Origin of the sequence: Morganella morganii, assembly GCF_019243775.1 — a bacterium.
Taxonomy (GTDB): Bacteria; Pseudomonadota; Gammaproteobacteria; order Enterobacterales; family Enterobacteriaceae; genus Morganella; species Morganella morganii.
In genome coordinates this window covers 1,625,529-1,652,080 of the sequence record NZ_CP069157.1, presented here as the reverse complement: position 1 = coordinate 1,652,080, position 26,552 = coordinate 1,625,529, and the positions used below count along the sequence as shown (strand labels likewise).

The following is a 26,552-nucleotide window of genomic DNA, read 5'->3' as shown; positions in this document are numbered from 1 at the left end:
TCTGAATCAGTTTAATATTGCAGGTAATTATACCGGTAATTTTCAGGATTGTATCCGGCACGTCAGGCCAGCTGCATTTTCAGCCAGTAACCCTGCTGGCACAGACTGAAAAATTCTTTGTGCCGCGGAGAAATTGTTTTCGCTTTATCCCCCGTGACCGTCCAGACAATCCACTGTTCCGGGCACTGTTCGTCACCGGTCTGCACGATAGTTTCTATCTCTTCACTGCACATCAGCTCAATACCATCGCGGAACTGCCATTTGCGGACACGCCGGATCACTTCAGAGAGCTCATCTTTCTGATAATGGTCACAAATAACATTGCAATCAGTATGGTTTTGTATCGCGCGGGAAATATAGTCTGCCAGCATCGTGATCATTCTTGTACTTTTGTCATAGCGGAGATTGTAAAGGGTCTGCGGCCGGTTGACAAACGGCGGTCGTTGTCACGCTTTCTGTAAAATTGTTAAATTTGCGCGGATTTCAGCCGGTAAACCCGTTATATTTAAGATTCCGCAGTCATACGGGGAAGACAGAATGAAACGCTATTATAACTGGATCTGCCGCCATAAGCTGTACACCCTGCTTATCGCCTTTATTGTGACGGATATCATTTTGTGGGCGATTTTGTCTTTCACCATGTGAATAACATCACCCCGGTATTTCACGCTGTTTTTTATGACAAAACTTGTTAAGATAATTCGCAGAATAATAACAGTAACCCGTCTGTGACGAGGTTACTGATTTAACCTTAACAAGGAGAATGCAATGTCGTTTGAATTACCTGCACTGCCTTATGCAAAAAATGCATTAGCGCCCTATATTTCTGAAGAAACACTGGAATACCACTACGGCAAACACCACAACACCTATGTGGTTAATCTGAATAACCTGATCAAAGGCACCGCATTTGAAGGTAAATCACTGGAAGAGATTATCAAAACCTCTGATGCCGGTATCTTCAATAACGCTGCTCAGGTCTGGAACCACACGTTCTACTGGCACTGCCTGGCACCAAATGCCGGTGGCGAACCAACCGGTAAAATTGCTGACGTGATTAACAAAGCGTTCGGTTCATTTGCCGAATTCAAACAGCAGTTTACCGATTCCGCAGTGAAAAACTTCGGTTCCGGCTGGACATGGCTGGTGAAAAAAGCAGACGGCAGCCTGGCTATCGTCAATACCTCTAACGCGGCAACCCCGGTCAGCGGTAACGACAAACCAATCTTAACCGTTGATGTCTGGGAACACGCTTATTATATCGACTACCGTAATGCCCGTCCTAAATACCTGGAAAACTTCTGGGCATTAGTGAACTGGAAATTTGCGGAAGAAAACCTGGCGTAATCCGGAAACACATTATCCGGTAACACAATACAGTTGATCAAAAAAGGGCGGAATTTTCCGCCCTTTTGTACTGTAAGGGGTGAATCAGAAAAGCATTGTTGCAAATAATACGATCATAACCAGTGCTGCAACCGCGGTTGACAAACCATATTTCAGATCTGTATCCATTCTTATCTCCAAAATAGCTGCTTAGTGACCTGATGATGATTACCTGACATCCTGAATCATCAAATTAATTAAAACGGATGGTCTGACCGGAAAACCCGAATAGCTGACCATATCAATAACCATAGCACAGGTAATATTTTTTACTTTTGACCCGGATCAGACAACAATGCCTGTTTTTACAGAAATTTTTCTATTGTTACCGCATAATGGCACTATAATAGCAATCGATTAACCGAATAATAAAATACAGACCGGCAGGTCAGGAGTTGTTTTCATCATGGCAACGATTAAAGATGTGGCTAAGCGCTCGGGCGTCTCCACCACAACCGTCTCCCATGTCATTAATAATACCCGTTTCGTTGCGGAAGAAACGAAGGCGGCTGTCTGGGCTGCTATCAAAGAACTGCACTATTCACCGAGCGCCGTGGCGCGCAGTCTGAAAGTCAATAACACCAAGTCCATCGGGCTGCTGGCCACCTCCAGTGAAGCGCCGTATTTTGCGGAAGTGATTGAGGCGGTGGAAAACAGCTGCTACAGCAAAGGGTATACCCTGGTGCTGTGCAACTCTCACAATAATCCTGACAAACAGAAAGCCTACCTGGCGATGCTGGCACAGAAACGTGTCGATGGTCTGCTGGTGATGTGTTCAGAGTACCCGGATCAGCTGATTGCCATGCTGGAAGGCTACCGCAATATCCCGATGGTGGTGATGGACTGGGGCAAAGCGCGCGGGGATTTCACCGATGCGATCATTGATAACGCCCTGCACGGCGGTTATCTCGCCGGCCGTTATCTGATTGAACGCGGACACCGTGATATCGCGGTTATTCCGGGGCCGCTTGAGCGGAACACCGGCGGCAACCGTCTGGAAGGATTCCGCAAAGCCATGAAAGAAGCAGGTATTACGGTGCGCGATGAATGGATTGTCCAGGGCGATTTTGAACCGGATTCCGGTTATCAGGCCATGACACAGATTTTATCCGGCAAACAGCGCCCGACAGCGGTATTCTGCGGCGGTGATGCTATGGCGATGGGCGCAATTTGCGCGGCTGATGAAATGGGTCTGCGCGTGCCGCAGGATATTTCTGTGATCGGGTATGACAATATCCGTAACGCCCGTTACTTTACCCCTGCCCTGACCACCATCCACCAGCCGAAAGAGCGGCTGGGACAAATGGCACTGACCATGCTGCTCGACCGCATCGTCAACAAACGCGAAGATGCGCAGACCATTGAGGTGCATCCGCGCCTGGTGGAACGCCGCTCTGTAGCGGATGGTCCGTTTATCGATTACCGCCGCTGAGGATCAGCGCAGCCATTCGGCATTGAGCGTGTTGCTGTCCCCGAGATAATCGAGCAGCCAGCTCAGTGCCGGAGAGGTGTCTTTATCCACCCAGGTGATACAGCACGGGCTGTCCGGCAATGGCTGCTCTATCTTCAGTGCTGCCAGCCGCCCCGCTTTAATCAGCGGATCGGCGCGGTGCGCCGGCATCATTGCCACACACAATCCCGATTCCACACAGGCAATTCCGCGATCCCAGTCCGGCACCACCAGGCGGCGCTGATTATCCAGTGCCCACGTATCGCGTTTCGGCAGAGAACGTGAGGTATCTTCCAGACACAAACTCGGGTACGGCACCATCTCCTCATTGGTCAGGACATGACCGGCAGAGGCCAGCGGATGATCCGGACTGACTACCGCACGCCACGGCATAAAGCCCATATCGCGGAAATTGTAGCGCTCACCGATAGGAGATGCGCGTGTCGCACCGATTGCCACGTCCACCCGTCTGTCCACCAGCGCATCCCACACCCCGTTAAACACTTCCGGATAAATATACAACTCGATATCCGGGAAATGATGATAAAAATCCAGCAGAAGTCGCGTTATCCGTTCCGGTTTTACGATACAGTCAACGGCGATGCTGAATTGTCCGCGCCAGCCGTTGGCAATCATCTGGCACTGGTGACGTGTGGATTTCATTTTTTTGATGACATCACGCGCTTCTTTGACAAACAACGCCCCGGCAGGTGTCAGTTCAACATCGCGGTGACGCCGTTCAAACAGCGGAACCGCCAGCCACTCTTCCAGCTGGCGGACACTGTAGCTGATGGCAGAAGGCACCCGGTGCAGTTCCTCTGCCGCCGCACTGAAACTGCCTGTCCGCGCCACAGCATCCACCACATCCAGCGTATATTCTGACCACATAATCCTTCCTTTCAAAAAATTTCACAGCAGTGTGCAAATAATAACGTTTTACAAGGGAAAACTCGAATAGTTAAAATACTAACTCACGCATTACACTTATTTAACATTCAGGTATTTCTCTGTGACTGTCAATAAATCGCCTTCCCGCGGCTTTCTCTTTTATCTCGCCGGACTCAGCATGCTGGGTTATCTCGCGATTGATATGTATCTGCCTGCATTCGGTATGATGCAGGACTCTCTGAACTCCACAGCCAGCGCAATCAGCGCCAGTCTGAGTATCTTCCTGGTCGGTTTTGCCATCGGTCAGCTGTTATGGGGACCGCTCTCCGATAAAATCGGCCGTAAGCCGGTTCTGCTGATGGGCCTGAGCCTGTTTGCCCTGAGCTGTCTGGCCATGGTCTGGGTTTCCACCCCTGCCCAGTTATTATTACTGCGTTTTGTACAGGCCGTCAGTGTCTGCTCTGCCGCTGTCACCTGGCAGGCGCTGGTTATCGACCGTTATGACGATCACCGTGCGCAGCGTGTTTTTGCCGCAATTATGCCGCTGGTGGCACTCTCTCCGGCTCTGGCACCGTTACTGGGCGCATGGCTGCTCAACCACGGCGGCTGGCATGAAATTTTCCTCGTGCTCGGCGGTATCACCCTGCTGGTGCTGATCCCGACCCTGATGCTGAAAGAAAAGCATCATATCGCGCCGGATGCGGTCAAAACGGAAAAACAGAAAATTTCCTTCTTCCGTCTGCTGAAATCCCCGGTTTACAGCGGTAACGTGCTGATTTATGCCGCGTGCAGCGCCGGTTTCTTTGCCTGGCTGACCGGTTCGCCGTTTATTCTGCGCGATATGGGTTATAACCCGAATGATATCGGTCTGAGCTACATTCCGCAGACTATCGCCTTTATGGTCGGGGGCTACGGCTGCCGTGCCCTGTTGTCGCGGATTAACGGCAAAACATTATTACCGTTCCTGCTGGCCGGTTACGCCGTCAGTATGGTGGGCTTGTATGCTATGGCAAAATTCGGTAACCCGTCACTGGTGGCGATCCTGATCCCGTTCTGCTTTATGGCAGCAATGAATGGCGCGTCTTACCCGATTGCGGTATCAAACGCCCTGGCGGTTTACCCGGAACACAGCGGTAAAGCAGCAGCATTACAGAATGCCATTCAGCTCGGTTTATGCTCCGCGATCAGTTTCCTCGTTTCTGCCCTGATGCATGAGCCACTGCTCTCCACCACAGCAGTGATGGCGGCAACGGTGATACTGACCATCGGCGGTTATATTATCCAGCGCCGCCCTTCGCGCACCTCCGTGACTATTGCGGAACAAAATCAATAGATTGCACCTCCTATTAAGAATATTCCTAATTACAGGCCGTACTCAGGTACGGCCTTTTTTGTCATTGAATTTTAATTTCAGGCTCCTATACTTTTCTGACAATTCGTTTTAAATCCGGATTTTGAGCTTTGTTTTTGTTTTAACGATCACGTTAATACGCAGACTGTCACCCGATGACGGCCAATTACACCGGTTCTGTTGTTCCCGCGCAAAACGTCATAAATAAAGCACTCAGAATCCCGCTTTGATAAAAATTGGAGATAATATGAGTTCTGATTGTGTCGAAAATCAAAAAACGCCTGCCGACTCCTGGCAGCGGATTGCCTCCGATCTTTTAGACGAAGCCGGCATTGAGATTAATGGTTCCCGCCCTTTCGATATTCAGGTGCATAACCAGCAGTTCTTTAAACGGGTCTTGCAGCAGGGCTCTATGGGACTGGGTGAAAGCTATATGGATGGCTGGTGGGACTGTGAGCGGTTAGATATTTTCTTTCAGCGGGTGTTACGCGCCGGGCTGGAAAATAAACTGCCGCAGAATATCAACGATATTATAAAAATCGCCATGGCTCGTCTGCGTAATCTGCAAACCAAAAAACGGGCGCGGATTGTCGGCGAAGAACATTATGATCTGGGTAATGACCTGTTTGAGCTGATGCTCGACCCGTATATGCAGTATTCCTGCGGCTACTGGAAAGGTCTCAGTGATGACCCCGCCAATCTGGCGAAGGCGCAGGAACAGAAACTGCATCTCATCTGTGAAAAATTACAGCTGAAACCGGGTATGCAACTGCTGGATATCGGCTGCGGCTGGGGCGGACTGGCGGCGTATGCTGCGAAACATTTCGGTGTGTCGGTGACCGGTGTGACCATTTCCGCTGAGCAGCAAAAATATGCTCAGGCGCGTTGTAAGGATCTTGACGTAAATATTATCCTGGAAGATTACCGCGATTTGCATGAGCAATATGACCGGATTGTGTCTGTCGGGATGTTTGAGCACGTCGGGCCGAAAAATTACGCCACCTATTTTGATGTGGTCAAACGCAATCTGAAACCGGACGGCTTATTTTTACTGCACACCATCGGTTCAAACCGCAATAAAGTGAATGTGGATGCCTGGATCGGAAAATATATTTTCCCGAACGGTTGTCTGCCGTCTGTGCAGAATATCGGTGACAGTAGTGAAAATAAATTAGTAATGGAAGACTGGCATAATTTCGGGGCTGATTATGACCGGACACTGATGGCGTGGCATTCCCGTTTTCAGGCAGCCTGGCCGTCACTGGAAAATAATTACACACCGCGCTTTAAGCGGATGTTCACCTATTATCTCAACGCCTGTGCCGGTGCATTCCGTGCCCGTGATATCCAGCTGTGGCAGATATTATGGAGCCAGCAGGGTTGTGAGGGCGGATTACGCGTTCCGCGCTGAATAGCATTTCCAAAATAAACTATCCGCAATAAAAAACCCGGTCTGACAAAAATCAGTACCGGATTTTTTTATCTGAATAATATCAGACCTGCGGTTTTTCCATTGGCACCGGCGGCGTCAGGCTTTCCTGCAACTGCTGCATTTTCTGCGCCAGCACCCGCTCGGTGGTATCAACAATGGCCTGTGTCTGCGGATCCAGCTCAATATTCACTTTATCGCCCAGCCGTTTTTTACCCAGCGTGGTGCGCTCACGGGTTTCCGGAATCAGATGCACGCAGAAACGGTTATTCACCACATCCCCGATAGTCAGGCTGATACCATCAATGCCGACAAAACCTTTATGCAGGATATATTTCATCAGGGCTTTATCTTCGATACGCAGCCAAATCTGATAATTATTTTCAGAGACAAAAATCTTGGCAATTTCCGCCGTGGTGACAATATGGCCGGACATAATATGCCCGCCGATTTCATCACCATATTTAGCGGCTCTTTCCAGATTGACCACATCCCCGGTTTTAATGCTGCCGAGATTGGTCAGTCTTAAGGTTTCCTTAACCAGATCAAAACTGATTAAATCCCCGTCTATTTTTGTGACTGTCAGGCAACAGCCGTTATGTGCCACTGATGCGCCCGTTTCTATCCCGGCCAGCATATCAGGCGGGAATTTCACAGTGTGAGTACGAAAGTTTTCTTTTTCTTCGATGGCGACGACGGGGCCTTTGCCTTGTACAATCCCGGTAAACATGCGGATCTCCAGTCAGTATTCGGATAGTTTTATGCAGTTTATCCTGAAACAGAGAATTAAACAGCCCTTCCCGTTACATCCCGCACATTTAATTATATTGGCTTGTATTTGATTAATCGCTAGAATGATTTTTCCGCCTGATCCGGTAAATGTGTTACGAATCCCGGAAAGTCTTTCCTCCTCCTTTTATCAGAATAAATAAGGTGTATTACGTGCAGAAGTATTTGAAAGAAGCGCGTACTTTGCTGGCTCTTGGTATTCCCGTTATTATCGCGCAGTTTACACAGACAGCGATGGGCGTGGTTGACACTGTGATGGCCGGCAGAGTCGGTGCGACAGATATGTCCGCCGTGGCTGTCGGTACCTCCATCTGGCTGCCCGCTATCCTGTTCGGCCACGGTCTGCTGATGGCGCTGACCCCGGTGGTCGCGCAGCTCAACGGCTCCGGCCGCCGTCCGCTGATTGCCAATCAGATCCGCCAGGGTATGTGGCTGGCGGCATTTTTATCCGTCCTGGTCATCGCGGTGCTCTATAACAGCCGCTACATTATTGAAAATATGCCGCATATTGACCCGGTCCTGGCTGAAAAAGCCGTCGGATTCACCCACGCTATTATGTGGGGGGCACCGGGTTACCTGTTTTATCAGGTGCTGCGCAGCCAGTGTGAAGGACTGTCGAAAACCAAACCGGGGATGGTAATTGGTTTTCTCGGCCTGCTGGTGAATATCCCGGTCAACTATATCTTTATTTACGGGAAATTCGGCGCGCCTGCTCTCGGCGGTGTCGGGTGTGGTGTCGCGACCGCTTCCGTATTCTGGGCAATGTTCCTGTTTATGCGCTGGTATGTGAAACATGCCCGTTCGCAGCGTGATGTGCAGCCGAAGAGCCGCTTTACCCCGCCGGACTGGGCGGTAATGAAACGGATCACGCAGCTCGGTCTCCCAATCGCTCTGGCGCTGTTCTTTGAGGTCACGCTGTTTGCCATTGTTGCCCTGCTGGTTGCGCCACTAGGTGTGACGGCGGTGGCCGGACATCAGATTGCCCTGAACTTCAGCTCGCTGATGTTTATGTTCCCGATTTCACTGGGGATCGCCACCACTATCCGTATCGGCTTTAACCTCGGAAAAAGTTCCACGGAGAAAGCGCGTGTATCCGCCTATACCGGGCTGGGTGTCGGGCTGATGATCGCGGCGGTGACGGCGCTCTTTACTGTGCTGTTCCGTGAGCCTATCGCGCTGCTGTATAACGACAATCCGGAAGTAGTGATTATGGCCTCCGGCCTGATGCTGTTTGCCGGTATTTATCAGTTGTCGGATTCCGTTCAGGTAATCGGTGCCGGTGTGCTGCGCGGTTATAAAGACACGCGCGCCATCTTCTATGTCACCTTTACGGCTTACTGGATCCTCGGCCTGCCGTCCGGTTATATTCTCGGACTGACAGATCTGGTGGTACCGGCGATGGGCCCTGCCGGGTTCTGGATCGGTTTTATCATCGGATTAACCGCCGCAGCCATCGGTATGGCATGCCGGATCCTGTGGTTACAGAAACAGCCGGACAGTTTTATCCTGCAACGCGCCGGTCGTTAACGGCTTTTTGACGGGGGAAATGCACAGTTTTCAGTCCGATAGCATTAAATACGAGCAGTCGGACAAGAAAATGTGTTTTTCCCCTTGCAAGAGTCGGTTCGGATCGTTAATATTCGTCCCCGTTGTCAGCGAAGATATTAAAGAATGCGTCCATAGCTCAGTTGGTTAGAGCACCACCTTGACATGGTGGGGGTCGGTGGTTCGAGTCCACTTGGACGCACCATTTACTTCGCAAAGCAATTTTCACACAGTGCGTCCATAGCTCAGTTGGTTAGAGCACCACCTTGACATGGTGGGGGTCGGTGGTTCGAGTCCACTTGGACGCACCATTTCTCAGCAGTTCCGTTTTACCTCCCTTTTCAGTTCATCCGATTTTCAGTCAGTTACCCTCTTCTGTTTTCATTGTACTTCTGCGTATCAATACAGCTGTTTTCTTGCGTTACCGCAAGAATGTTAATTTATTTCTGATTTTATGATTCAAATCACACTAATAACCCTCTATAATGCCTGCGTAGTTGTTGAATGGATTCAGCTTGCTGATTTACAAGCACTGAAACAGAGAGGCGTGATAAAAAACACGCTATACTGAATCTGTTTTTTTACAAAAACGACTAATTTTAATAACCGGGGATCACGACAATTGCCTGTTCTTACTCATGCGGTGTGAATACAGGCGGTTGTTCACTATTTACTCTCAATAACTGTAGATGGGCTGTCATGAAAAAGACCAAAATTGTTTGTACTATCGGACCTAAAACCGAATCAGAAGAGAAACTCGAAGCACTGTTAGATGCCGGCATGAATGTTATGCGTCTGAACTTCTCCCACGGCGATTACGAAGAACATGGTCAGCGCATCAAAAATCTGCGTGCTGTCTGTGCGCGTACCGGTAAGAAAGCAGCCATTTTACTGGATACCAAAGGCCCTGAAATCCGTACCATTAAACTGGAAGGCGGCAATGATGTCGCGCTGGTGGCGGGTCAGACCTTTACCTTCACCACGGATAAATCTGTCATCGGTAACAATGAGCGTGTTGCCGTCACTTATGCGGGCTTCGCGCAGGATCTGAAACCGGGCAATATCGTTCTGGTCGATGACGGTCTGATCGGCATGCGTGTCAAAGAAACCACCGCAACAGAGGTTATCTGTGAAGTTCTGAATAACGGTGACCTCGGTGAAAACAAAGGGGTTAACCTGCCGAATGTGTCTATCGGCCTCCCGGCTCTGGCAGAAAAAGACAAACAGGATCTGATTTTCGGCTGCGAGCAGAATGTTGACTTCGTTGCCGCCTCCTTTATCCGTAAACGTGCCGATGTGGACGAAATCCGTGCTCACCTCAAAGCCAACGGCGGCGAACATATCCAGATCATCTCCAAGATTGAAAACCAGGAAGGGATGAACAACTTCGATGAAATCCTCGAAGCCTCTGACGGTATCATGGTTGCCCGTGGTGACCTGGGTGTGGAAATTCCGGTTGAAGAAGTGATTTTCGCGCAGAAACTGATGATCGAAAAATGTAATACTGCCCGTAAAGTGGTCATTACCGCGACTCAGATGCTTGACTCCATGATCAAAAACCCGCGCCCTACCCGTGCGGAAGCCGGTGACGTTGCCAACGCCATCCTCGACGGTACCGATGCGGTTATGCTGTCCGGTGAAAGTGCGAAAGGGAAATATCCGGTTGAAGCTGTCAGCATCATGGCAACTATCTGTGAGCGTACTGATCGCGTGATGCACAGCCGTCTCGGCGATTTACAGGCCGGTAAAAAACTGCGTGTGACTGAAGCAGTCTGCCGTGGTGCGGTTGAAATGTCAGAAAACCTGGATGCCCCGCTGATTGTTGTGGCAACCGCCGGTGGTAAATCCGCGAAGTCTGTCCGTAAATACTTCCCGAAAGCCCCGATTCTGGCGCTGACCACCAACGAAACCACTGCCCGTCAGTTACTGCTGGTGAAAGGTGTGACCACCAAACTGGTGAACGAAATCTTATCAACCGATGATTTCTACCGTATCGGCCGCGAAGCCGCGCTGGAAAGCGGTCTGGCCACCAACGGTGAAATCGTGGTGATGGTATCCGGTGCGTTAGTACCAAGCGGCACCACCAATACCTCATCCGTACAATTACTGTAATATTTTTCAGCATTATCTGAATTAATGAGAGCACCCGCTGCACGGGTGCTTTTTTTATTCTAAACTGTAGGGGAACATGAAATGAAGCAACGGGCCGCAGAATAATTGCCGCTTTCTGAATACGGGATAATACCGCACTGCTGTATCTGTCTCCGCATCAGATTATTTGGTTGAGAATTACGCAATTGCCGTTTTTTTTTGATTTATTTTGCGGTTTCAGGAAAATAATCTTTGTAAACGCTGAATTTCTATTCTCTTTCCCTATTGAAATGTGTAATATCATTACTGCTACTTGGTGATTAACTTTAATCTAGAGGGTATTAAAATGGGTCGTTCTAAGATTGTATTAGGTGCTGTAGTTTTAGCTTCTGCATTATTAGCAGGTTGTTCTTCTAACGCTAAATTTGACCAACTGGACAACGACGTTAAGACGCTGAATGCCAAAGTTGATCAACTGAGCAACGACGTTAACGCAATCCGCGCTGATGTTCAGCAGGCTAAAGACGAAGCAGCACGCGCTAACCAGCGCTTAGACAACCAGGTTCGTTCTTACAAAAAATAATTTGTAATCACGATCTGAAGAACAGGTGGCGTAGCATAAATTATGTTACGCCATTTTTTTATGCCTGCGATTTATGCCGGGCGTAAAAAAACCGCCTCACAACGGAAGCGGTTTTCATCTGTCACAGCGTAAAAGCGATATTACTCTGCGCTGTTTTCCTCACGGACAATCGGACCCGGCTGGGTTAACTGACCCGGTGCAAAATCGGCCGGTTTCAGGTTCAGTGCCTTCACTTCCGCTTCTTCATCCATTTCCACCGGTGCAAAGTTGGTTTTCTCTGCCGGTGCCGCTTCCTGCTTATACTCCGCATCACGGCTGACATTGACCGGCATACCGGAGCGGCGTGCAATCGCCTGCTCAACGATGGCGCTGTTAGTGTCCGGAGACTGAATAAAGCTGGTCAGTCCGGCAGAACGCGCAATCGGCATAGTCTGCGGGTCGTCATTTTTATTACGGGACAGCGGCTGGTGTACTTCCACATAGCGCTGACCATCCGGTTCAACGGCATATTTCACCGGCTCATTCACGATCTGAACCCGTGTACCTTTCGGAATGGTTTTAAACAGTGCTTCAATATCATGCGGACGCAGACGGATACAACCGGAGCTGACACGCATACCGATACCAAAGTCCGCATTGGTGCCGTGGATCAGGTATTCACCGCGACCGTGCGCCAGACGCAGAGCAAACAGCCCCATCGGGTTTTCCGGACCGGCCGGGATAACTGCCGGTAACGTGATCCCCTGAGCCGCATAGGCTTTGCGGATATTCGCGGTTGGTGTCCAGGTCGGATCTTTGATCAGCTGGGAAACTGAGGTGGTCATAACCGGGGTATCACGCCCCAGCTGACCGATACCAATAGGGTAGACCCGTACGGTATTGGTGCCCTGCGGGTAATAGAACAGACGCAGTTCCGCCAGGTTAATCACAATACCCTGATGCGGGGTATCCGGCAGGATCAGTTGTGACGGGATAATCAGTTCGCTGCCGGGTTTCGGCAGATACGGATCCGTCCCCGGGTTAGCTTCCAGCATCGCCAGCAGGCCGATACCGTATTCGGCGGCAATCGCTTCCAGTGAGCGTCCGTCATCCGGCACAACATAGGTGACGTTTTCACCGATGACCCGGCCCTTATCCGCAGGGAGTTGATATTCGGTTGCCCGGGCTGTTAACGCAGTAACCGCTAACAACAGCCCGCCCAGCAACGGGAGAATTCGTTTCATTCCAGATCCTCAGCTGATGGTATAAAAAAATACGTGGCCGCTTTCCGGCCACGCCAGGTAATATATTATTAGCAGAGTAAGTAAAAGGGAACGATGTTTTATCTCATTTGCTGCGTGTTTTGTATGATTGTTCTGACCATGGCGTTCAGTCCCTGAGTACGGGACGGGGTCAGATGGACAGAAAGTGCCAGTTCCGAGAAGATTTGTGCGATATCCAGTTCACGGATTTCCGCCGGCGTTTTTCCCTGATACAGCGCGATAACCAGCGCCACCAGCCCTTTGACAATCGCGGCGTCGCTGTCACCGGCGAACCAGACCCGCCCTTCCTCGTCCTGCTGCATGATGATCCAGACCTGACTCTGACAACCCGATATTTTATACTGCGGCTGCCGCTGCTCTTCTGTCAGCGCCGGTAATTTGTCCCCCAGCTCAATCAGATACAGATAACGCTCCTCCCAGTCATGACAACGGGAGAAATTGCGCAGTAATTTTGCCTGATCCGGCAGCGTAATTTTCATCAGGATCCTTAACCCAGCAGTTTTGCGGTACGTTTCAGTGCGTCCGTCAGTATATCAATATCCGTTTCCGTGGTGTAGAGCGCCAGTGAGGCACGGCACATGGCACTGACACCATAATGCGCCAGCAGCGGCTGTGCGCAGTGATGCCCGGTGCGGACAGCCACGCCGTAGCGATCCAGAAATGCACCGGTATCAAAAGCGTGATGCACTCCGAGGTTAAAGGCGATCACCCCTTCCCGCAGTGCATTGCCGTACAGAATAATGCCGGGCACCTCTGCCAGCCGCGTCAGCGCATACTGCATGAGAGTGTGTTCATACGCAGCTATCTCCGCCATACCGATGTTATTCAGGTAATCCAGCGCAGCTCCCAGGCCGATAATACCCTGGATATTGGGCGTTCCCGCCTCAAAACGCCACGGTACATCCGCATAGGTAATACCGTTCGTCAGGCTGACCTCTGCGATCATGGCACCGCCGCCTTCGCGGGGAGGCATGTTATCCAGCAGGGATTTGCGTCCCCACAAAATACCGATGCCGGTCGGTCCGTACAGCTTATGGCCGGAGAACGCATAAAAATCACAATCCAGCGCCTGCACATCCACCGGCTGATGCATTGCGCCCTGAGCACCGTCCACCAGCACTGCCAGTTCTCCCCCGGCAGCACGGCTCAGTTCACGTGCCTGAACAATAATCGCTTTCACCGGGTTCACGGTGCCGAGCACATTAGAGAGATGGGTAAAGCTCAGCAGTCGGGTTCGGTTATCGATCAGTTCCGGCAGTTTCCTCAGCACCAGAGTACCGTCATCCGCCATCGGCAATACACGGATCTCAATCCCCGCACTCTCCGCCAGCATATACCAGGGCACAATATTGGCGTGATGTTCCATCTCAGTGATAATGATATTGTCACCATCATTGCAGAACGCGCGGCCAAAACTGTCCGCCACCAGATTGATAGCTTCGGTGGTGCCTTTGACAAAAATAATCTCTTCCGTCTGCGGTGCATTGATAAACACCGCCGCTTTCTGCCGCACAGCTTCCGTGGCGGCCGTGGCCTCTGCACTTAATGTGTGAATGCCGCGGTGAACCGCGGCATAATGGTGAGCCGTAAAATCACTCACCGCATCAATCACCTGCTGAGGTTTCTGGGCACTGGCGGCACTGTCGAGGTAGACCAGTGGTTTGCCGTTCACCTCCCCGGCCAGTACCGGGAAGTCTGCCCGCCGCTGTTGTGCTGAATAACTCATTACTGTTTATCCCCCTGATCCAGCGACTGACGGATACGCGCCATCACCACGTTATTCAGGACTTCATCGCTGATCGCATCAGTCAGTTCCGCAGCAAACGCGAGGATGATCATCTGCTTCGCGGCTTTTTCCGCGATCCCGCGTGTGCGCAGATAAAACAGCTGTTCCTCATCAATCCGTCCGACCGTCGCACCGTGGCTGCACTTCACATCATCGGCATAAATTTCCAGCTGCGGTTTGGTATCGATTTCCGCTTTCCGGCCCAGTAACAGGTTATTGTTGGTCATCTGGCCGTCTGTTTTCAGTGCATGCGGTGCCACTTTAATCATGCCGTTAAATACCGCACGGCTGTTATCCATCACAATGGTTTTATGGCGCTGGCGGCTTTCACAATACCCTTTGTTATGTTCCAGGTACGTGCGGGTATCAGCGATTTCGCCGTGTTTCGGCAGCACAAGGCTGTTCATGGCCAGCACAATACCTTCGCCGTTAAGCTGTGTGCTGGTGTGATGCCGGGTCAGTTTACCGCCGAGCAGGAAACTGGTGCTTTCCACACGGGCATGGGCGGCGATCACCAAATCATTATGGGCAAAATGGTACGCCTGCGGGTTTTCAAACCCCAGTTTCAGATGGCGGAAATCACTGTTTTCTCCCACGTTCGCGGTCATCCGCGCCCCGGTGAAATGGGCTGATTGTTCATCCGGGCTGATAAAGTGCTCAATCACAGAGACAGCCGCATTCGCACCGATATCGAGGTGATAGCGGCTGTGGCGCATATTCAGAGAATCATTATGTGCCGTTGAAATATTCATGATGTACAGGGATTTTTCCGCCTGTGCGCCGGCTTTCACGCGGATAATTAACGGTGTCTGCGCCAGGCTTTCAGTCAGGTGCAGGAAAATCTCGCCGTTAACCGGTGCCGGGAATTCACTGTGACTGTCTGCCACTGATAACTCAAACACACCTGTATCAGTATCACTCCACTGCGGCTCAAACACGCCGTCCACCAGCACTATGCGGTATGCATTCAGTGAGGTCAGCACCGCCTCCGGTAAGACGTTCAGTGTTCCGGTCTTATCCTGATAATCTGCCTCCAGCAATGGTGTCAGCGACGTATAATGCCAGTCTTCCTGATGAAAGGCCGGGAAGCCGGTTTTCTGTGCCTGCTGCCAGTGCTGCGCGGCGTGCCCGGAGAGCGGATGCTGCGCGATAAGCTGTTCTATCCGCCCCATTGCGGCCAGATTGCGCTCACTGACTTCGCGGCGTTTCAGCGCGCGTTCACTGTTGGTCAATAAGCCAGCCATATCCCTGCTCCTCCAGTTTTTTCGCCAGTGAGAAATCACCGGATTTGATGATTTTGCCCTGATACAGCACATGAACAAAGTCAGGCTTCACATAATCCAGGATGCGCTGATAGTGAGTGACAATAATAAAGGCGCGTTCCGGGCTGCGCAGCTGATTCACGCCGTTGGCCACGGTTTTCAGGGCATCAATATCCAGCCCGGAATCCGTTTCATCAAGAATGCAGAGTGACGGCTCAAGGGCGGCCATCTGCAGGATATCATTACGTTTTTTCTCACCGCCGGAGAACCCGACGTTCACCGCACGCGTCAGAAGATCCTGCGGCATATTCAGCAACTCAATTTTATCTTCGATAAAATCAGCGAAATCAAAGCGGTCCAGCGCCTCTTCACCACGATACTCGCGCACTGCATTAACTGCGGTTTGCAGGAAAAATTGGTTACTTACCCCGGGAATTTCCACCGGGTACTGAAAGGCGAGGAAAATGCCTTCACCGGCACGATCTTCCGGTGCCAGCTCCAGCAGGTCTTTACCTTTAAAAGTGACCGACCCGCTGTCAATTTCATACTCTTCCCGGCCGGCCAGTGTGGCAGACAGGGTACTTTTACCAGAACCATTCGGCCCCATAATGGCGTGGATTTCCCCCGGTTTCACGTCCAGTGATAACCCTTTGAGGATTTCGTTACCTTCCACGCTGACATGCAAATCTTTTACACTTAACATAATGTACTACTCCGTCCCGCCGGTTATCCCGCAGGCGCTGATTCTGATGGATTAACCGACACTGTGTTCCAGGCTTATCGCCAGCAGTTTCTGTGCTTCCACGGCAAATTCCAGCGGCAGCTCAGAGAACACATCTTTACAAAAACCGTTTACAATCATTGAGATGGCGTCATCTTCGCTGATACCGCGCTGTAAGCAGTAAAACAGCTGGTCTTCACCGATACGCGAGGTGGTAGCCTCATGCTCCAGTTGCGCACTGTTATTCATCACTTCCACATACGGGAAAGTGTGTGCGCCGCACTCTGTGCCGATAAGCATTGAGTCACACTGAGTAAAGTTACGGGCGTTTTCCGCCCCCGGCAGCACCTTCACCAGTCCCCGGTAGCTGTTCTGGCTTCTCCCGGCGGAAATCCCTTTCGAGATAATTGTGGATTTGGTATTGCGGCCGATGTGGATCATCTTGGTACCGGTATCCGCCTGCTGTGTGCCGTTGGTCAGGGCAACAGAGAAGAATTCACCGACAGAGTTATCCCCTTTGAGGATCACACTCGGGTATTTCCAGGTGATAGCAGAGCCGGTTTCAGACTGTGTCCATGATATTTTGGAATTTTCACCCTCACACAGTGCCCGCTTGGTGACAAAGTTGAGGATGCCGCCTTCACTGTCACCGCCGGAGAACCAGTTCTGAACAGTGGAATACTTCACTTCCGCATCTTTATGGATGATCACTTCCACAACCGCCGCATGCAGCTGATAAGTGTCACGCACCGGTGCGGAGCAGCCTTCGATATAGCTGACATAACTGCCTTCATCCGCAATCAGAATGGTGCGTTCAAACTGGCCTGTTTTGGCTGCATTAATGCGGAAATAGGTGGATAATTCCATCGGGCAGCGCACCCCTTTCGGGACATAAACAAAGGTGCCGTCAGAGGCAACCGCCGAGTTAAGTGCGGCGAAAAAGTTATCGTGATTGGATACCACGGTACCGAGGTATTTCTGCACCAGTTCCGGATAGTCGTGAATCGCTTCCCCGAACGAGCAGAAAATCACACCGTGTTTTTTCAGCTCATCACGGTAAGTGGTTGAGACAGATACGGAGTCAAAAATCGCATCCACCGCCACCGCCTGCCCTTCGCGAACCGGCACGCCGAGTTTTTCAAAGGCTTCTTCCACTTCACTGGTCAGGAAACTGCCCGCCGGGCTTTGCACTGCCCCCGGCTGTGAGCCGCAGGTATCATCACACGAGCCGCATGACGGCGCGGAGTAATAGCTGTAATCCTGATAATCCAGCTGCGGATACTTCGCCTTCAGCCAGTGCGGCTCTTCCATCCCCAGCCAGTGCTGAAAAGCCTCCAGCCGGAAATTGAGCATCCACTCCGGTTCATTTCGTTTGGCGGAAATGGCGCGGATCACATTTTCGTTGATCCCTTTCGCCAGTTCATCCGTGGCGACGTTAGTGAAGAAGCCCTCTTTATAGCGTCCGTCATTCAGCCAGGTCTGGACGTCTTCACCAATCTCTGCATTGCTCTGAGACATAATATGGCTTCGCTCTTAAACCCCGAAGCTTTCACCACACCCGCAGGCATGCTGAGCTTTCGGATTATTAAATTTAAATATCTGATTCAGCCCTTCACGGACAAAATCCACTTCCGTGCCGTCAATAAACGGCATGGCTTTGCGCGGGACATACAGCCGGGCGCCGTCGCGCTCAAACAACATATCCTCTGCATCCGCCTGATTAATCATTTCAAAAACATAACCAAACCCGGCACAACCGGATTGTTTGACACTCAGGCAAAGCCCGATACTGTCCGGGGTGTTTTTCATCAGTGTCACAATCTGCTTTGCAGCGGCCGCTGTCAGTGTGATACCTGTCCAGTCATTATCATTCAGTGAAAAAGTTTCCACCGGGTTGGTGCTGTGCGTTGTCATTATTGACCTCATAAAATTCGACGGGAGCTCTCCGTAAACATCATGTTAATGATAATATTTCTCACTTCAACCACTTGCTTTGAAAGGATATTCCGATTGCTGCTTAAATAATAGACAAACATGCCGGGCGGGCGTTATCATTTTTGAGCGGAAAATGAATTAATCTTTTGTTTATAAAAGAGATTATTTATCAATGATAAATACTTATTACCGTACCAGCCAGTACAGTATCAATGGCACAAAAGGATCATTATAAATACGACTTTTGAAGAGAAGTGCCGGTACACGGAAATTCCGGGCGGAATTCACCTAATACCGGCTGATATGTTGCTCAGATGTTAGTTTTTTGACCCGCGCAGAATCGCGGTGGTCAGACGGGAAATACAGCATAACCGCTGCTGCTCATCAAAAATCTCAATAGACCAGACCTGCTGGTTGCGTCCGAGGTGTATCGCCTTGCAATAACCGGTAACAACACCACTGCGCACCGCACGCACATGGTTGGCGTTAATCTCAACACCGACCACGGTTTCATCCCCTTCACTGCACAGATAACCGGCCACAGAGCCGAGGCTTTCCGCCAGTACCACCGATGCCCCGCCGTGCAGCAGGCCGTGCGGCTGTTTGGTCCGGTCATCGACCGGCATCGTCGCGATTAACTGCTCCGACTCCACTGCCGTAAAGACAATGCCCAGGTGGCTGAGCATATTCCCTTCCGAGATGCGATTCAGTTCTGCCGGTGTTGCAGGTCGTTTCCATATCATTAATAAGCTCTCCGCGTCATGTTTTATCCCGCTGTCAGGATACCAGTGTCAGCAGCGCCTGCAACGGGTGCAGCATCACTTTGCCTTCCATCCGTTTTACCTGACTGCGGCAGGAATATCCGGTGGTCAGACAGCGCTCTGATGGCAGTGACTGGTACGGCTGCGCCCAGGAAAGCTGATAAATCCCTTTCGAGCGCGCCAGGTTCGGCATCTCATGACCGTAGGTCCCCGCCATACCGCAGCAGCCGGTACTGACAGACTGCAGTGAGGCACCAAAACGGCGGAAGAGATTCTGCCAGATTTTCACACTGTCCGGCAGTGCAGTGGCCTCGGTACAATGGCTGAACAGATACCAGGGGGGAGTATCCTCACTGATATCTTTCACCGGTAATAAATCCGCATATTCTGTCAGAAATTCATGGACTAACATCACGCGAAACTGCTGTTTCTCCGGTGGCAGAACAGTTTTGTATTCATCGCGGTAACAGAGCACCAGCGCCGGATCGACACCCGCCATCGGACAGCCGAGCCGTGCCACCCGGTTGAGGAAATCCGCCGTTTTGTTTGCCGTACGGGCAAAGCGGGCGAGAAAACCTTTAATATGCTGCGCTTTTCCGTTCGGGCTGAACGGCAGCAGCACCGGCTGAAAACCAAGCTTTTCCGTCAGTGCGGCAAAATCGGCCACCACTTTTGCGTCAAAATAGCTGGTGAACGGATCCTGAACGATAAAGAGATAGCGCCCGGCGCGGCGCTGTTCCTCACTCATACTTTCCAGCATTTCCAGGGTGACGGAAACCGCGTTGCTCCCCGCCAGCTGCTGTTTCAGTGACGGTGACGACAGCAGCGGTAAATCGGTCATACCCACTGCTTTTTCACTGAGTTTCTGCACCCACGGCTGTTTCAGGAAAAAGTTAAACATCTTCGGCGCTTTCGCCATCAGCGGTGCACCGGCTTCCACATTCGCCACCAGATGGTCGCGCAGCGGGCGCAGATAGCGTCCGTGATAGAGCGCCAGAAACCGGGCGCGGAATTCCGGTACATCAATTTTAATCGGGCACTGTGTGGAGCAGGCTTTGCAGGCCAGACAACCGGACATCGATTCCTTCACTTCATGGGAGAAATCATATTCCCCGCGGGATGCCCGCCGCGTATTGCCAATTTTTTCAATCAGACCACGCAGAGAGATCCGGCTCTGCGGTACGGCCCGTGATAACAGCGCCGGGTCCGTGCCCTGCTCTGTCAGCAGCCGCAGCCATTCGCGCACCAGCCCGGCACGGCCTTTCGGCGAGTGAAAGCGTGATTGCGTCACTTTCATTGACGGACACATCGGGCTTTTGACATCAAAATTAAAACACAGGCCGTTGCCGTTACAGTTCATCGCGCCGGAAAAAGTATTTCTGACCTCAACGGGGATTGTTCTGTCATAGGTGCCGCGCTTGATCGCATCCACCTGCATCATCGGTGCGTCACTGGTTAACGGCGCACAAATTTTGCCGGGATTGAGCCGGTTTTCCGGGTCAAATGCCCCTTTGATACGGCGCAGTTCGCGATACAGCGTGTCACCGAAAAAAGCCTCACTGTACTGTGCCCGGAACCCTTTACCGTGCTCACCCCACAGCAGCCCGCCGTATTTGGCAGTCAGCGCGACAATATCATCGGAAATCTGCTTCATCAGCATTTCCTGTTCCGGAGAGCACATATCCAGCGCCGGACGCACATGCAATACGCCCGCATCCACATGACCGAACATGCCGTATTCCAGGTGATGACTGTCCAGCAGCGCGCGGAACTCTGTGATGTAATCCGCCAGATGTTCCGGCGGCACACAGGTATCTTCGACAAACGGGATCGGTTTTGCCGCCCCTTTACTGTTACCGAGCAGACCCACCGCTTTTTTGCGCATTGCATAAATACGCTCAATACCACTCAGTTCACGGCAGACCTGATAGCCAATCACACCCGCTTCATTATTTGCCATTAATGAATCCAGGCGTTCACACAGTGACGCAACCTGCCCGTCAATCAGTGCTTCATCATCACCGCAGAATTCGACAATATTTAATCCCAGCAAGGTCTTATCCGGCACATCCGTGATCAATTCACTGACGGAATGCCAGACGATATCTTCCCGCGCCAGATTCAGCACTTTTGAATCCACGGTTTCCACTGACAGCGCCTGAGCCTCCACCATAAACGGGGCATTGCGCAGTGCGGAATCAAATGCATCATATTTGACATTCACCAGGCGGCGCACTTCCGGGATCGGCGTGATATTGAGTTTTGCCTCAGTGATCACCGCCAGAGTGCCTTCCGAGCCGGTCAGGATGCGGGTCAGATCAAAGGTCTGCATATCATCACTGAAGACATGGCGCAGATCATAACCGGTCAGAAAGCGGTTGAGCTTCGGAAAGCTGTCCAGAATGGTCTGCCGGTGAGTTTCGCAACTCTCCAGTGTGGTGCGGTAAAGTTCCCCCGCCGCACTTTCCTCCTGTGCACAGCGCCACGCCTCGCTGACCGGCAGCGGCGCGGTATCCAGCAGATCACCGCTAAGCAGTACCGAGCGCAGCCCCAGCACATGGTCAGAGGTTTTGCCGTACACCAGCGAGCCCTGGCCGGAAGCATCGGTGTTAATCATTCCGCCGAGAGTGGCGCGGTTGGAGGTGGATAACTCCGGCGCGAAAAAATAGCCGTACGGTTTCAGATACGCATTGAGCTGATCTTTAATCACACCCGCTTCCGCCCGCACCCAGCCCTGCTCCGGGTTAATTTCAAGAATGCGGTTCATATAGCGGGATAAATCGATCACCACACCGTTATTCAGCGACTGACCATTAGTGCCCGTACCGCCGCCGCGCGGGGTAAAGGTAACCGAACGGAATTCATCCTGTGCGGCAAGGCGCATCACCAGAATCACATCAGCGGTCGAACGCGGGAAAACGATTGCCTGCGGCAGAAGCTGATAAATACTGTTGTCGGTCGCGAGTGTCAGCCGATCGCCATAACGGGTGGTGGTATCGCCGGTAAATCCGCTTTCATTGAGGGCGTGAATATAACGTTCAACCGCCGGGCTTACCTGTGGGGATTGCGTTAATCGTGGGATCATTATCTGCGGCTCTTTTATCATAAATGGTCACATTGCAAATCTGACAATATAATTATGTGGTTAACTCTTCATTCTGATGCATGATTCATGCGAGAATATTCACCTTAACACACAATGTATTCATTTTGCGCCTGCAATAAAATAACGCAATATTTGCGCTCCTTTATCGGGAACAACCAGTTAATTCATTTACAAAGGGAAACTTATCCGTGGAAAAATCGCAACCGGGTTATGATTTACCTAAACTAATATTCGCCGTCGGAGCGATATCAATTCTCATTGTCATTAGTTTTTGGGTATTAAGTCCGTTTCTTCCGGGCTTCGTCTGGGCGGGTATGATAGTGATTGCCACCTGGCCGGTTTATACCGCAATCCGCCGCCGTGTCCGTAACAGCCGCTGGATAGCCGCATCTGTGATGGTCATGTTGATTATTCTGCTGTTTGTCTTTCCGCTGGCGCTGCTTATCAACAGTATTGTCGAGAACAGCGAGCCGCTGATGCGCTGGGTCAAATCCCCGGGGCAGCTGACACTGCCGGAGCTCTACTGGCTTGACTCAATCCCGGTTATCGGGCCGAAATTGTTTGCCAGTTGGACAACCCTGGTCGCCAGCGGCGGCAACGCGATGATGGCCAAAATCCAGCCTTACCTCGGACAGGGCGCGGCCTGGTTCCTGACTCAGTTGCTGAGCGCCGGTAAATTCCTGTTCCATCTGGCGATTATGCTGCTGTTCAGTGCGCTGCTCTATCTTCAGGGTGAAGAAGCGATGCGCGGTTTCCGTCACTTTGCTCTGCGCCTCGCCGGCATGCGCGGCGATGCCGCCGTACTGCTGGCAGCGATGTCTGTACGCGCCGTGGCACTGGGTGTGGTGGTCACCGCACTGACTCAGGCAATTATCGGTGGTCTGGGGTTGGGGCTGGCCGGTGTGCCGTTTGCCGCCATCCTGACGGTGCTTATTTTTATCTGCTGTGTGGCACAACTCGGACCGCTGCTGATTATGATCCCGTCCATCATTTATCTGTTCTGGACCGGAGATACCACCTGGGCTGTCGTCATGATTGTCTGGGCCGGTATTGTTGCCACCATGGATGGCGTACTGCGCCCGTACCTCATTAAAATGGGGGCGGATTTACCGATGGTACTGATTCTGACCGGCGTTATCGGCGGGATGTTATCGCTCGGAATGATCGGGCTCTTTATCGGCCCTGTCGTGCTGGCAGTTTCTTACACACTGCTGAAAGCGTGGATGAATGATGTGCCGAAGCCGTCAGATGACCTGACCGAGGTTCGCGCTTATATGGAAGAACAACTCTCAGAAAAAGAATAAGTTTTTAATCAGAGGTGCAGAAGTGCACCTCTGATATATTTAATTAATTATTCAAATATGGTTCATAAATAGCATTAATAATTTGAAATATTAATATACATTGAGAGAATTGCACCGGACTTATTCCGGATACGGACAGAGGTTCTGAATATATTTCACTTATCTAACAATCAGTAAATATATATATTGAGACAATTCTTAATGCAGGCATATCTTAATTATTTTAATATATCAGCCATCAAGTAACGAATTAAAAGGTATTGTTATTCATTACAATGATACCTTCCGAATACAAATATTGCTGTGTGTAGTCTTTGCCTGTCAGCCCATGATAGGCTTTTTTTTGCCTGTAATTCAGGGTATCTGATTTGGTTTTATTTTGATTTGCCTTAAGTGCGCACAGACATTCTAACACTGAATACGAAAAAAAAGCCCGAAATAATCCGGGCTTTTAATCATTTTAAATGATTGAATCAGTGATTTTCTGCTAATGAAATCCAGGTTTTCACTACAGTATCCGGATTAAGAGAAACACTGTCGATTCCCTGCTCCATCAGCCAGGCAGCAAAATCCTGGTGGTCGGATGGCCCCTGACCACAGATTCCCACATATTTGTTACGTGCTTTCGCCGCTTTGATAGCCATCGACAGCAGCGCTTTCACCGCATCGTTACGCTCGTCAAACAGAGTGGAAACCACACCGGAATCGCGATCCAGACCCAGTGTCAGCTGTGTCATGTCGTTGGAGCCGATAGAGAAGCCATCGAAATACTCGAGGAACTGATCTGCCAGCAGTGCGTTTGACGGGATTTCACACATCATGATCAGACGCAGGCCGTTTTCACCGCGTTTCAGACCATGAACCGCCAGTTCATTCACCACGGCTTCTGCCTGTGCCACAGTACGGACAAACGGGATCATCACTTCGACGTTAGTCAGATCCATATCATTACGCACACGTTTCACTGCTTCACATTCCAGAGCGAAACAATCACGGAAATCATCATGCACATAACGGCCTGCACCACGGAAGCCCAGCATCGGGTTCTCTTCATGCGGTTCGTAGATATCTCCGCCGACCAGGTTGGCATATTCGTTGGATTTAAAGTCAGACAGACGGACAATCACTTTCTTCGGATAGAACGCCGCTGCAATCGTGGCAATCCCTTCAACCAGACGACCGATATAGAATTCAACCGGATCATCATAGCCCTGCATCATGCTGCGGATTTCAGCCTGTAATTCCGGAGTCTGCTGATCAAATTCCAGCAGTGCACGCGGGTGCACACCAATCATACGGTTGATGATAAATTCCAGACGTGCCAGGCCGACACCTTCATGCGGCAGGCAGGCAAAGTCAAATGCACGGTCAGGGTTACCGACGTTCATCATGATTTTGGTGCCCACTTCCGGCATTTTATCGATTTCAGAAGAGTGGATATCAAAATCCAGTTTGCCGCCGTAGACGTAACCGGTATCCCCTTCAGAACAGGAAACAGTCACTTCCTGGCCTTCTTTCAGGAGTTCGGTGGCATCGCCGCAACCGACCACCGCCGGGATCCCCAGCTCACGGGCAATGATTGCCGCGTGACAGGTACGACCGCCGCGGTTGGTAACAATCGCCGCCGCTTTCTTCATGATCGGTTCCCAGTCAGGGTCAGTCATATCAGTGACTAACACATCACCCGGCTGAATACGATCCATCTGGCTCAGGTCATGGATAACTTTGACCACACCGGCACCGATACGGTGACCGATTGCACGGCCTTCAACCAGCACATTACTCTGGCCGTTCAGCTGATAACGTTCCATCACCTGCTGGTTAGAGCGGACGGTTTCCGGACGCGCCTGAACGATATACAGTTTGCCGTTGTTACCGTCTTTCGCCCACTCGATGTCCATCGGACGGCCGTAGTGTTTTTCAATGGTAACGGCCTGTTTTGCCAGTTCTTCCACTTCGCTGTCGGTCAGTGAGAAACGTTTGCATTTTTCTGCATCCACATCCTCAATACGCACCTGTTTGCCGTGGCTGGTGTCATCCGCATAAACCATCTGGATTTTCTTGGAACCCATGGTGCGGCGGACAATAGCCGGACGGCCTTTTTCCAGGGTTGGTTTGTGGACATAAAACTCATCCGGGTTTACCGCGCCCTGTACCACCATCTCACCCAGCCCGTAAGCGGATGTGATAAAGACAACCTGGTCAAAACCGGACTCGGTATCGATAGTAAACATCACGCCGGAAGACGCGAGGTCAGAACGCACCATGCGCTGAACACCGGCAGACAGTGCAACACCACGGTGGTCATAGCCCTGATGCACGCGGTAAGAAATCGCGCGGTCATTAAATAATGAGGCAAATACGTGCTTGATGGCGACCATGATCGCATCAATACCCTGCACGTTTAAGAAGGTTTCCTGCTGTCCCGCGAAGGAGGCATCCGGCATATCCTCAGCCGTTGCGGAAGAACGCACAGCAAAAGATGCGCCTTTCTCGCCTTCGGACAACTGCTCATACGCGTGACGGATGTCCTGCTCAAATTCCGCGGAGAACGGGGTATCAATTACCCATGCGCGGATCTGCGCACCGGCTTTCGCCAGCTGGTTGACATCGTCAACATCCGTTTTATCCAGCAGCTCATAAATGCGCTGGTTGACGCCACTTTGCTCAAGAAAGTCATTGAAGGCCTGTGCCGTGGTGGCAAAACCATTGGGAACAGACACGCCTAATCCGGAAAGATTGGTTATCATTTCGCCTAAAGACGCATTTTTACCACCGACACGGGGTACGTCATTCATACCTAACTGGTTATACCAAAGTACATTACACGGGGTTTGACCATTGTTGGACATTGCAAGCAATCCTTTTAACATTCAAAAGAAGGTAAAATCGGAAATACGGGC

22 protein-coding genes and 2 tRNA genes are annotated in these 26,552 nt (G+C 51.1%); 10 read left to right on the top strand and 14 right to left on the bottom strand.

Annotated elements, in window-relative coordinates:
- Nucleotides 1-62: 62 nt before the first annotated feature.
- The gene (locus tag JL661_RS07935) at nucleotides 63-371 is read right to left on the bottom strand and encodes a hypothetical protein (protein ID WP_046024521.1); all 309 of its coding nucleotides are present in this window, start codon (nucleotides 369-371) and stop codon (nucleotides 63-65) included.
- A gap of 397 nt (nucleotides 372-768) precedes the next feature.
- Here JL661_RS07935 and sodB point away from each other — a divergent pair, with 397 nt between their 5' ends.
- Nucleotides 769-1,347 (top strand): superoxide dismutase [Fe], encoded by a 579-nt coding sequence (sodB, locus tag JL661_RS07930; RefSeq protein WP_004235459.1) that lies wholly within the window; start codon nucleotides 769-771, stop codon nucleotides 1,345-1,347.
- Nucleotides 1,348-1,431: 84 nt separating this feature from the next.
- Here sodB and cydH read toward each other — a convergent pair whose 3' ends face one another.
- Nucleotides 1,432-1,515: a cytochrome bd-I oxidase subunit CydH gene (cydH, locus tag JL661_RS18660; RefSeq protein WP_108695365.1), complete on the bottom strand. Its 84-nt coding sequence runs from the start codon at nucleotides 1,513-1,515 to the stop codon at nucleotides 1,432-1,434.
- A gap of 277 nt (nucleotides 1,516-1,792) precedes the next feature.
- Between cydH and purR the strand changes: the two genes are divergently transcribed.
- A complete protein-coding gene (purR, locus tag JL661_RS07920; protein ID WP_004235455.1) occupies nucleotides 1,793-2,818 on the top strand; it encodes an HTH-type transcriptional repressor PurR in 1,026 nt (341 codons plus the stop codon).
- A 3-nt stretch (nucleotides 2,819-2,821) separates the two neighbouring features.
- On the opposite strand, the gene punR is transcribed toward purR, so the two are convergent.
- Nucleotides 2,822-3,724, bottom strand: a complete 903-nt coding sequence (gene punR / locus JL661_RS07915) for a DNA-binding transcriptional activator PunR (protein ID WP_004235453.1) — start codon at nucleotides 3,722-3,724, stop codon at nucleotides 2,822-2,824.
- A gap of 178 nt (nucleotides 3,725-3,902) precedes the next feature.
- On the opposite strand from punR, the gene punC reads away from it, so the two are divergent.
- Together punC and cfa are read left to right on the top strand one after the other, a co-directional pair.
- A complete protein-coding gene (punC, locus tag JL661_RS07910) occupies nucleotides 3,903-5,057 on the top strand; it encodes a purine nucleoside transporter PunC (protein ID WP_004235452.1) in 1,155 nt (384 codons plus the stop codon).
- Between the two features lie 265 nt (nucleotides 5,058-5,322).
- Complete coding sequence (gene cfa, locus JL661_RS07905) at nucleotides 5,323-6,486, top strand: cyclopropane fatty acyl phospholipid synthase (protein ID WP_062771531.1); 1,164 nt, start codon at nucleotides 5,323-5,325, stop codon at nucleotides 6,484-6,486.
- Nucleotides 6,487-6,568: 82 nt separating this feature from the next.
- On the opposite strand, the gene JL661_RS07900 is transcribed toward cfa, so the two are convergent.
- Nucleotides 6,569-7,234 (bottom strand): riboflavin synthase subunit alpha, encoded by a 666-nt coding sequence (locus JL661_RS07900; protein WP_049242399.1) that lies wholly within the window; start codon nucleotides 7,232-7,234, stop codon nucleotides 6,569-6,571.
- A gap of 212 nt (nucleotides 7,235-7,446) precedes the next feature.
- Between JL661_RS07900 and JL661_RS07895 the strand changes: the two genes are divergently transcribed.
- The 5 genes from JL661_RS07895 to JL661_RS07875 all read left to right on the top strand — a co-directional run bounded on the left by JL661_RS07895 (nucleotide 7,447) and on the right by JL661_RS07875 (nucleotide 11,512).
- Nucleotides 7,447-8,820 carry an MATE family efflux transporter gene (locus JL661_RS07895; protein WP_062771529.1) on the top strand — a complete coding sequence of 458 codons (1,374 nt, stop codon included), beginning with the start codon at nucleotides 7,447-7,449 and terminating at the stop codon, nucleotides 8,818-8,820.
- Nucleotides 8,821-8,966: 146 nt separating this feature from the next.
- Nucleotides 8,967-9,043, top strand: a tRNA-Val gene (locus JL661_RS07890).
- A gap of 29 nt (nucleotides 9,044-9,072) precedes the next feature.
- Nucleotides 9,073-9,149 (top strand) — tRNA-Val (locus JL661_RS07885).
- Nucleotides 9,150-9,537: 388 nt separating this feature from the next.
- Nucleotides 9,538-10,950: a pyruvate kinase PykF gene (gene pykF, locus JL661_RS07880; RefSeq protein ID WP_004235443.1), complete on the top strand. Its 1,413-nt coding sequence runs from the start codon at nucleotides 9,538-9,540 to the stop codon at nucleotides 10,948-10,950.
- A 325-nt stretch (nucleotides 10,951-11,275) separates the two neighbouring features.
- The gene (locus JL661_RS07875) at nucleotides 11,276-11,512 is read left to right on the top strand and encodes a major outer membrane lipoprotein (RefSeq protein ID WP_004239093.1); all 237 of its coding nucleotides are present in this window, start codon (nucleotides 11,276-11,278) and stop codon (nucleotides 11,510-11,512) included.
- A gap of 140 nt (nucleotides 11,513-11,652) precedes the next feature.
- Here the strand turns inward: JL661_RS07875 and JL661_RS07870 are convergent, their stop codons facing one another.
- The 9 genes from JL661_RS07870 to ydiJ all read right to left on the bottom strand — a co-directional run bounded on the left by JL661_RS07870 (nucleotide 11,653) and on the right by ydiJ (nucleotide 22,324).
- On the bottom strand, nucleotides 11,653-12,735 hold the full coding sequence (locus JL661_RS07870; protein WP_004235440.1) for a L,D-transpeptidase family protein: 1,083 nt from the start codon (nucleotides 12,733-12,735) through the stop codon (nucleotides 11,653-11,655).
- Nucleotides 12,736-12,833: 98 nt separating this feature from the next.
- Entirely contained in the window at nucleotides 12,834-13,253 is a 420-nt protein-coding gene (gene sufE, locus JL661_RS07865; protein ID WP_062771527.1) for a cysteine desulfuration protein SufE, read from the bottom strand.
- 8 nt (nucleotides 13,254-13,261) lie between these two features.
- A complete protein-coding gene (sufS, locus tag JL661_RS07860) occupies nucleotides 13,262-14,500 on the bottom strand; it encodes a cysteine desulfurase SufS (protein WP_062771525.1) in 1,239 nt (412 codons plus the stop codon).
- The gene (gene sufD / locus JL661_RS07855) at nucleotides 14,500-15,804 is read right to left on the bottom strand and encodes a Fe-S cluster assembly protein SufD (RefSeq protein ID WP_062771523.1); all 1,305 of its coding nucleotides are present in this window, start codon (nucleotides 15,802-15,804) and stop codon (nucleotides 14,500-14,502) included. The genes sufS and sufD overlap by 1 nt, the downstream gene beginning before the upstream one ends.
- Nucleotides 15,779-16,525: a Fe-S cluster assembly ATPase SufC gene (sufC, locus tag JL661_RS07850; protein WP_004235432.1), complete on the bottom strand. Its 747-nt coding sequence runs from the start codon at nucleotides 16,523-16,525 to the stop codon at nucleotides 15,779-15,781. Before sufC ends, sufD begins: the two co-directional genes overlap by 26 nt.
- A gap of 51 nt (nucleotides 16,526-16,576) precedes the next feature.
- Nucleotides 16,577-18,061, bottom strand: coding sequence for a Fe-S cluster assembly protein SufB (sufB, locus tag JL661_RS07845; protein ID WP_062771521.1), 1,485 nt, complete (start codon nucleotides 18,059-18,061; stop codon nucleotides 16,577-16,579).
- A 15-nt stretch (nucleotides 18,062-18,076) separates the two neighbouring features.
- Complete coding sequence (sufA, locus tag JL661_RS07840) at nucleotides 18,077-18,457, bottom strand: Fe-S cluster assembly scaffold SufA (RefSeq protein ID WP_004235425.1); 381 nt, start codon at nucleotides 18,455-18,457, stop codon at nucleotides 18,077-18,079.
- 338 nt (nucleotides 18,458-18,795) lie between these two features.
- Nucleotides 18,796-19,221 carry a hotdog fold thioesterase gene (locus JL661_RS07835; protein ID WP_032098089.1) on the bottom strand — a complete coding sequence of 142 codons (426 nt, stop codon included), beginning with the start codon at nucleotides 19,219-19,221 and terminating at the stop codon, nucleotides 18,796-18,798.
- Between the two features lie 34 nt (nucleotides 19,222-19,255).
- Nucleotides 19,256-22,324 (bottom strand): D-2-hydroxyglutarate dehydrogenase YdiJ, encoded by a 3,069-nt coding sequence (ydiJ, locus tag JL661_RS07830; RefSeq protein ID WP_015422755.1) that lies wholly within the window; start codon nucleotides 22,322-22,324, stop codon nucleotides 19,256-19,258.
- A 209-nt stretch (nucleotides 22,325-22,533) separates the two neighbouring features.
- On the opposite strand from ydiJ, the gene ydiK reads away from it, so the two are divergent.
- Nucleotides 22,534-23,649, top strand: coding sequence for an AI-2E family transporter YdiK (ydiK, locus tag JL661_RS07825; protein WP_015422756.1), 1,116 nt, complete (start codon nucleotides 22,534-22,536; stop codon nucleotides 23,647-23,649).
- A gap of 473 nt (nucleotides 23,650-24,122) precedes the next feature.
- On the opposite strand, the gene ppsA is transcribed toward ydiK, so the two are convergent.
- Complete coding sequence (ppsA, locus tag JL661_RS07820) at nucleotides 24,123-26,501, bottom strand: phosphoenolpyruvate synthase (RefSeq protein ID WP_004239083.1); 2,379 nt, start codon at nucleotides 26,499-26,501, stop codon at nucleotides 24,123-24,125.
- Nucleotides 26,502-26,552 lie beyond the last annotated feature (51 nt).

What these genes read in the sequence shown, in the direction of transcription:
- JL661_RS07935 (WP_046024521.1), bottom strand. Translation starts at nt 371, where the DNA reads ATGCTGGCAGACTATATTTCCCGCGCGATACAAAACCATACTGATTGC.
- sodB (WP_004235459.1), top strand. Translation starts at nt 769, where the DNA reads ATGTCGTTTGAATTACCTGCACTGCCTTATGCAAAAAATGCATTAGCG.
- cydH (WP_108695365.1), bottom strand. Translation starts at nt 1,515, where the DNA reads ATGGATACAGATCTGAAATATGGTTTGTCAACCGCGGTTGCAGCACTG.
- purR (WP_004235455.1), top strand. Translation starts at nt 1,793, where the DNA reads ATGGCAACGATTAAAGATGTGGCTAAGCGCTCGGGCGTCTCCACCACA.
- punR (WP_004235453.1), bottom strand. Translation starts at nt 3,724, where the DNA reads ATGTGGTCAGAATATACGCTGGATGTGGTGGATGCTGTGGCGCGGACA.
- punC (WP_004235452.1), top strand. Translation starts at nt 3,903, where the DNA reads ATGCTGGGTTATCTCGCGATTGATATGTATCTGCCTGCATTCGGTATG.
- cfa (WP_062771531.1), top strand. Translation starts at nt 5,323, where the DNA reads ATGAGTTCTGATTGTGTCGAAAATCAAAAAACGCCTGCCGACTCCTGG.
- JL661_RS07900 (WP_049242399.1), bottom strand. Translation starts at nt 7,234, where the DNA reads ATGTTTACCGGGATTGTACAAGGCAAAGGCCCCGTCGTCGCCATCGAA.
- pykF (WP_004235443.1), top strand. Translation starts at nt 9,538, where the DNA reads ATGAAAAAGACCAAAATTGTTTGTACTATCGGACCTAAAACCGAATCA.
- JL661_RS07875 (WP_004239093.1), top strand. Translation starts at nt 11,276, where the DNA reads ATGGGTCGTTCTAAGATTGTATTAGGTGCTGTAGTTTTAGCTTCTGCA.
- JL661_RS07870 (WP_004235440.1), bottom strand. Translation starts at nt 12,735, where the DNA reads ATGAAACGAATTCTCCCGTTGCTGGGCGGGCTGTTGTTAGCGGTTACT.
- sufE (WP_062771527.1), bottom strand. Translation starts at nt 13,253, where the DNA reads ATGAAAATTACGCTGCCGGATCAGGCAAAATTACTGCGCAATTTCTCC.
- sufS (WP_062771525.1), bottom strand. Translation starts at nt 14,500, where the DNA reads ATGAGTTATTCAGCACAACAGCGGCGGGCAGACTTCCCGGTACTGGCC.
- sufD (WP_062771523.1), bottom strand. Translation starts at nt 15,804, where the DNA reads ATGGCTGGCTTATTGACCAACAGTGAACGCGCGCTGAAACGCCGCGAA.
- sufC (WP_004235432.1), bottom strand. Translation starts at nt 16,525, where the DNA reads ATGTTAAGTGTAAAAGATTTGCATGTCAGCGTGGAAGGTAACGAAATC.
- sufB (WP_062771521.1), bottom strand. Translation starts at nt 18,061, where the DNA reads ATGTCTCAGAGCAATGCAGAGATTGGTGAAGACGTCCAGACCTGGCTG.
- sufA (WP_004235425.1), bottom strand. Translation starts at nt 18,457, where the DNA reads ATGACAACGCACAGCACCAACCCGGTGGAAACTTTTTCACTGAATGAT.
- JL661_RS07835 (WP_032098089.1), bottom strand. Translation starts at nt 19,221, where the DNA reads ATGATATGGAAACGACCTGCAACACCGGCAGAACTGAATCGCATCTCG.
- ydiJ (WP_015422755.1), bottom strand. Translation starts at nt 22,324, where the DNA reads ATGATCCCACGATTAACGCAATCCCCACAGGTAAGCCCGGCGGTTGAA.
- ppsA (WP_004239083.1), bottom strand. Translation starts at nt 26,501, where the DNA reads ATGTCCAACAATGGTCAAACCCCGTGTAATGTACTTTGGTATAACCAG.